We start from the raw sequence: 5708 nt of genomic DNA on the forward strand, positions 1-5708 counted from the left end.
GGGCTTCTCTCAAAAAGAATCCGGCAGCGACCTACTCTCCCACGCGGTTTCCCGCGGAGTACCATCGGCTCTGGAGGGCTTAACTTCCGTGTTCGGGATGGGAACGGGTGTGACCCCTCCGACATAGCCACCGGAAAAGCATGAAGTGCATACGAAGGGTAAGTTGCAGCATTCTGCGAGTACAAGTCTCGCTGTGCGCTAAAGTGTTTCGTCCGGGTGAATGCATAGTGCATTCAGTCTCGGCCTTGGCCCCGAGTCCCTTACTCCCCTTGAGGGGGCATGCAAGAGATAGGGGGAAGTAAGCCTCTCGACCAATTAGTACCAGTTAGCTCAACGCGTTACCGCGCTTACACACCTGGCCTATCAACGTCGTAGTCTTCGACGGGTCTTCAGGGGCTTGCGCCCGGGATACCTGGTCTTGAGGTCGGTTTCCCGCTTAGATGCTTTCAGCGGTTATCCAATCGGCACATGGCTACCCAGCGATGCCTCTGGCGAGACAACTGGTACACCAGCGGTGCCTCCAACCCGGTCCTCTCGTACTAAGGTCAGAGCCTCTCAAGTATCCTACGCCCACAGCAGATAGGGACCAAACTGTCTCACGACGTTTTGAACCCAGCTCGCGTACCGCTTTAATTGGCGAACAGCCAAACCCTTGGGACCTGCTCCAGCCCCAGGATGCGATGAGCCGACATCGAGGTGCCAAACCTCCCCGTCGATGTGAACTCTTGGGGGAGATAAGCCTGTTATCCCCGGAGTACCTTTTATCCGTTGAGCGATGGCCCTTCCATTCAGGACCACCGGATCACTATGACCTGCTTTCGCACCTGCTCGACGTGTCCGTCTCGCAGTCAAGCTCCCTTATGCCATTGCACTCGCCGCCCGGTTTCCAATCGGGCTGAGGGAACCATCGCGCGCCTCCGTTACTCTTTGGGAGGCGACCGCCCCAGTCAAACTACCCACCAGACAGTGTCCCAATCCCGGCTTACGGGACATGGTTAGACACCAGAAATCAACAGGGTGGTATTTCACCGTTGCCTCCACCGAACCTAGCGGCCCGGCTTCAAAGGCTCCCACCTATCCTACACAGTCAATCCCTAGTGTCACTGTCAAGTTATAGTAAAGGTTCACGGGGTCTTTCCGTCTTGCTGCGGGTAAACTGCATCGGCACAGCTATTTCAATTTCGCTGAGTCCCTCTCCGAGACAGCGCGGAAGTCGTTACTCCATTCGTGCAGGTCGGAACTTACCCGACAAGGAATTTCGCTACCTTAGGACCGTTATAGTTACGGCCGCCGTTTACTGGGGCTTCGGATCATCGCTTTGCCTTGCGGCTGACGAATCCCCTTAACCTTCCAGCACCGGGCAGGAGTCAGACCCTATACGTCGGCTTGTCGCCTTCGCAGAGTCCTGTGTTTTTGGTAAACAGTCGCTACCGCCATTTCTCTGCAACCTCTCTCGGCTCCGGCTGTACGCCTTCACCTACCAGAGGCCCACCTTCTTCCGAAGTTACGGTGGAAATTTGCCTAGTTCCTTGGAGGAGAGTTCTCTCAAGCGCCTTAGGATTTTCTCCTCACCCACCTGTGTCGGTTTACGGTACGGACACCCTGCAAGCTCCCTACGGGACTTTTCTTGGAAGCAGAGCATCAGCGACTTACCCCTTACGGGGCGCCATGGGGTCTCGGGGATAGCTGCCGCGCCTTTAATCGTACGCGACACCCCTACGCCTTTGGACTGACACAACCGCCGGTCAGCTCGCCTAGCTTTCTCCGTCCTCCCTTAGTTCAACGCTTACAAGATGGCGCAGGAATATTAACCTGCTTTCCATCATCTACGCCTTTCGGCCTCGACTTAGGTTCCGGCTAACCCTGGGAAGATTAACTTGACCCAGGAAACCTTGGGTTTACGGCGAGGGGGTTTCTCACCCCCTTTATCGCTACTCATTTCGGCATCAGCACTCCCAGCCGCTCCAGCCGCCCTTTCGGTCGACCTTCGCTGCAACTGGGACGCTCCCCTACCGCCACACGTTTTGCGTGTGACCCGAAGCTTCGGTACTAGTCTTGAGCCCCGTTACATTTTCGGCGCGGCCTGTCTTGACCAGTGAGCTATTACGCTTTCTTTAAAGGATGGCTGCTTCTAAGCCAACCTCCTGGTTGTCAATGACCTGCCACATCCTTTCTAGTGTTCACTTAGACTAGATTTGGGGACCTTAGCTGTCGGTCTGGGTTATTCCCCTCTTGCCAATGGACGTTATCACCCACTGACTGCGTCCCGGGCTAACAATTACTGGCATTCGGAGTTTGGTACGGTTTGGTAATCTGGTGAGACCCCTAGCCGTTCCAGTGCTCTACCTCCAGTATTGAATTGCCCGAGCCGATACCTAAATATCTTTCGGGGAGAACCAGCTATCACGGAGTTTGATTGGCCTTTCACCCCTACACACAGCTCATCTCAGAAATTTTCAACTTTCATGAGTTCGGTCCTCCATGCGGTGTTACCCGCACTTCAACCTGGCCATGTGTAGATCACCCCGCTTCGGGTTATAATACACGCAACTAATTCGCCCTTTTAGGACTCGCTTTCGCTCCGGCTCCACCTAACGGCTTAGCCTCGCTACGTATATTAAGTCGCCGAATCATGATGCAAAAGGTACGCCCTCGCACTGGCTTGCGCCGTAGTGCTCGGACTGCTTGTAGACATGCGGTTTCAGGTTCTTTTGACTCCCCTTGCCGGGGTTCTTTTCACCTTTCCCTCGCGGTACTTGTTCACTATCGGTCGCCAAGGAGTATTTAGCCTTACCGGATGGTCCCGGCTGATTCAGACAGGATTGCACGTGTCCCGTCTTACTTGGGTAACCCACTCAGCTCCAACCAGCTTTCGCGTACGCGACTATCACGCCCTTTGGTGTCTCTTTCCAGAGACTTCCGCTAGCCAGTCAAAGTCCTACCGTGGACCCTCTACCCCGCTGCCACTTGCGTGACATCGGTTTGGGCTGTTCCCATTTCGCTCGCCGCTACTTTGGGAATCACTCGTTGTTTTCTCTTCCTCAGGGTACTGAGATGTTTCACTTCCCCTGGTTAGCTCCATCTCACCTATGTATTCAGTGAGAGGTAACACCGCTATTCGCAGTGCTGGGTTTCCCCATTCGGACATCTCCGGATCAACGCTTGGTTGACAGCTCCCCGAAGCTTTTCGCAGCCACCCGCGTCCTTCATCGCCTCTTGGCACCTAGGCATCCACCGCACGCCCTTAGTAGCTTACTTGCCCTAATCTCTTGTCTAACGCCCGCCTCACGGCGGATTGTCGAAACTCGAAACCAAGGCCCAGACCCCTGCTCTTCGCAGCAGGCCCGGAAAAAATCACTCTACGCTTGTAGTTAGCGCCAACCCTCTCACACCTCACCTTCGCCTCACGGCGTCGGTTTCAGTGGGGAGTTGCGCGCCTTCTGCGAGAACTTGTTACTCAGCAGAAATTGCAACTTACCCTTCGTATGCACTTGTCAAAGAACGCTTCCCTCAATGCGACAGGGAAAACTTGTGTGGAGCTGATCGGAATCGAACCGACGACATCCAGCTTGCAAAGCTGGCGCTCTCCCAACTGAGCTACAGCCCCGTGTGTCCGGGCCAATTTAGCTGGGTGCGTCACCGTTGCCCAGGCTTTCGCCTGCGGAAACAGTGGGCCTAGGTGGACTTGAACCACCGACCTCGCGCTTATCAGGCGCGCGCTCTAGCCAGCTGAGCTATAGGCCCAGGAGCTACCGCGTCGATTCTACAGCATCCTTCATTCTCAAAGAGCTGGTGCCGCGACTTCTCGCGCACTCAGTCCTTCAAAACCAAACAGCAAGCCCGAAGTAGAGAGAGTCGGATTGGACTCGGAAACGTTGACCTGGTCGACCTGACGCGGCTCGAAAGCCGCTGGCACCACCTGCTGACACCGAAGTGTCTGCCTGGTGCCCGGTCTCCTTAGAAAGGAGGTGATCCAGCCGCAGGTTCCCCTACGGCTACCTTGTTACGACTTCACCCCAGTTACCGACCACTCCTTGGGCACCTCTTGGTGAAGTGACTTCTGGAGCAATCGACTCCCATGGTGTGACGGGCGGTGTGTACAAGGCCCGGGAACGTATTCACCGCAGCGTGCTGATCTGCGATTACTAGCGATTCCGCCTTCATGGAGTCGAGTTGCAGACTCCAATCTGAACTGAGACCGGTTTTATGCGATTAGCTCCCCCTCGCGGGTTGGCAACGCTCTGTACCGGCCATTGTAGCACGTGTGTAGCCCTGGTCATAAAGGCCATGAGGACTTGACGTCATCCCCACCTTCCTCCGGTTTAACACCGGCAGTCCCTCTAGAGATCCACTTGCGTGGCAACTAAAGGCGAGGGTTGCGCTCGTTGCGGGACTTAACCCAACATCTCACGACACGAGCTGACGACAGCCATGCAGCACCTGTCTCTCGGCTCCCTTGCGGGCACCGCCTCATCTCTGAGGCATTCCGAGGATGTCAAGACCAGGTAAGGTTCTGCGCGTTGCGTCGAATTAAACCACATGCTCCACCGCTTGTGCGGGCCCCCGTCAATTCCTTTGAGTTTTAGTCTTGCGACCGTACTTCCCAGGCGGAGAACTTAATGCGTTAGCTACGGCACCGCGGGGGTCAACTCCCACGACACCTAGTTCTCATCGTTTACGGCGTGGACTACCAGGGTATCTAATCCTGTTTGCTCCCCACGCTTTCGCGTCTCAGCGTCAGTTGCCGTCCAGGTGGCCGCCTTCGCCACCGGTGTTCCTCCCCATATCTACGAATTTCACCTCTACTTGGGGAATTCCGCCACCCTCTCCGGCACTCAAGCACGACAGTTTCGGGCGCACTTCCTCAGTTGAGCTGAGGGCTTTCACACCCGACTTGTCACGCCGCCTACACGCGCTTTACGCCCAATAATTCCGAACAACGCTTGCACCCTCTGTATTACCGCGGCTGCTGGCACAGAGTTAGCCGGTGCTTCTTCTCCCGGTACCGTCAAGCCGTTGGATGTTAGCCAACGGGTTTTCTTCCCGGTCGAAAGTGCTTTACAATCCAAAGACCTTCATCACACACGCGGCGTTGCTGCGTCAGGCTTTCGCCCATTGCGCAAAATTCCCCACTGCTGCCTCCCGTAGGAGTCTGGACCGTGTCTCAGTTCCAGTGTGGCTGATCGTCCTCTCAGACCAGCTACCCGTCGTTGCCTTGGTGGGCCATTACCCCGCCAACTAGCTGATGGGCCGCGGACTCATCTGGTTGTGATAGCTTGTATACAGAGGCCACCTTTTCCCTCAGTCTCCGAAGAAACCGTGGGCTTATCCGGTATTAGCCAATCTTTCGACTGGTTATCCCGAGCATCCAGGCAGATTATCCACGTGTTACGCACCCGTGCGCCGCTCTACTAAGGGTTGCCCCTATTCGCGCTCGACTTGCATGTGTTAGGCACGCCGCCAGCGTTCGTTCTGAGCCAGGATCAAACTCTCCAATTTTAATTTGAAGGTTGAACCGGCGTTCACCAAGTGTCCGGCTAAGGAACCTTGGCTCGCTGATTCACTGCAGGCACTGCTGGTATGCGCTTCTCAGCGCTCCCTTGCTGGTGCCTTCTCAAAGATTGACTGCGGTTTCCGCAATCCTTCTCTTCTTCTTGGGCTTGCTATTTGGTTTTCAAAGACCGAGCCGCTTGTTTCATCCGCGACTT

1 protein-coding gene, 2 tRNA genes and 3 rRNA genes are annotated in these 5708 nt (G+C 55.6%); 1 reads left to right on the forward strand and 5 read right to left on the reverse strand.

All coding sequences use genetic code 11. The features are described from left to right. Positions 1 to 18: 18 nt before the first annotated feature. From rrf to HUA76_RS44650, 5 genes are all read right to left on the reverse strand, one after another. A 5S ribosomal RNA gene (rrf, locus tag HUA76_RS44630) occupies positions 19 to 135 on the reverse strand. Between the two features lie 159 nt (positions 136 to 294). Then, positions 295 to 3258 (reverse strand): 23S ribosomal RNA (locus HUA76_RS44635). 276 nt (positions 3259 to 3534) lie between these two features. Next, positions 3535 to 3607: transfer RNA gene (locus HUA76_RS44640), tRNA-Ala, on the reverse strand. Between the two features lie 63 nt (positions 3608 to 3670). After that, positions 3671 to 3744: transfer RNA gene (locus HUA76_RS44645), tRNA-Ile, on the reverse strand. Positions 3745 to 3961: 217 nt separating this feature from the next. After that, positions 3962 to 5499, reverse strand: a 16S ribosomal RNA gene (locus HUA76_RS44650). Together the 16S, 23S and 5S rRNA genes with 2 tRNA genes alongside form the textbook arrangement of a ribosomal RNA operon. 4 nt (positions 5500 to 5503) lie before the next feature. On the opposite strand from HUA76_RS44650, the gene HUA76_RS45025 reads away from it, so the two are divergent. Further along, on the forward strand, positions 5504 to 5708 hold a 205-nt coding region (locus HUA76_RS45025), incomplete at its 3' end, for a hypothetical protein (protein ID WP_217440981.1).

Origin of the sequence: Myxococcus sp. CA056, assembly GCF_013336715.1 — a bacterium.
In the GTDB taxonomy this organism is placed as follows: domain Bacteria; phylum Myxococcota; class Myxococcia; order Myxococcales; family Myxococcaceae; genus Myxococcus; species Myxococcus llanfairpwllgwyngyllgogerychwyrndrobwllllantysiliogogogochensis.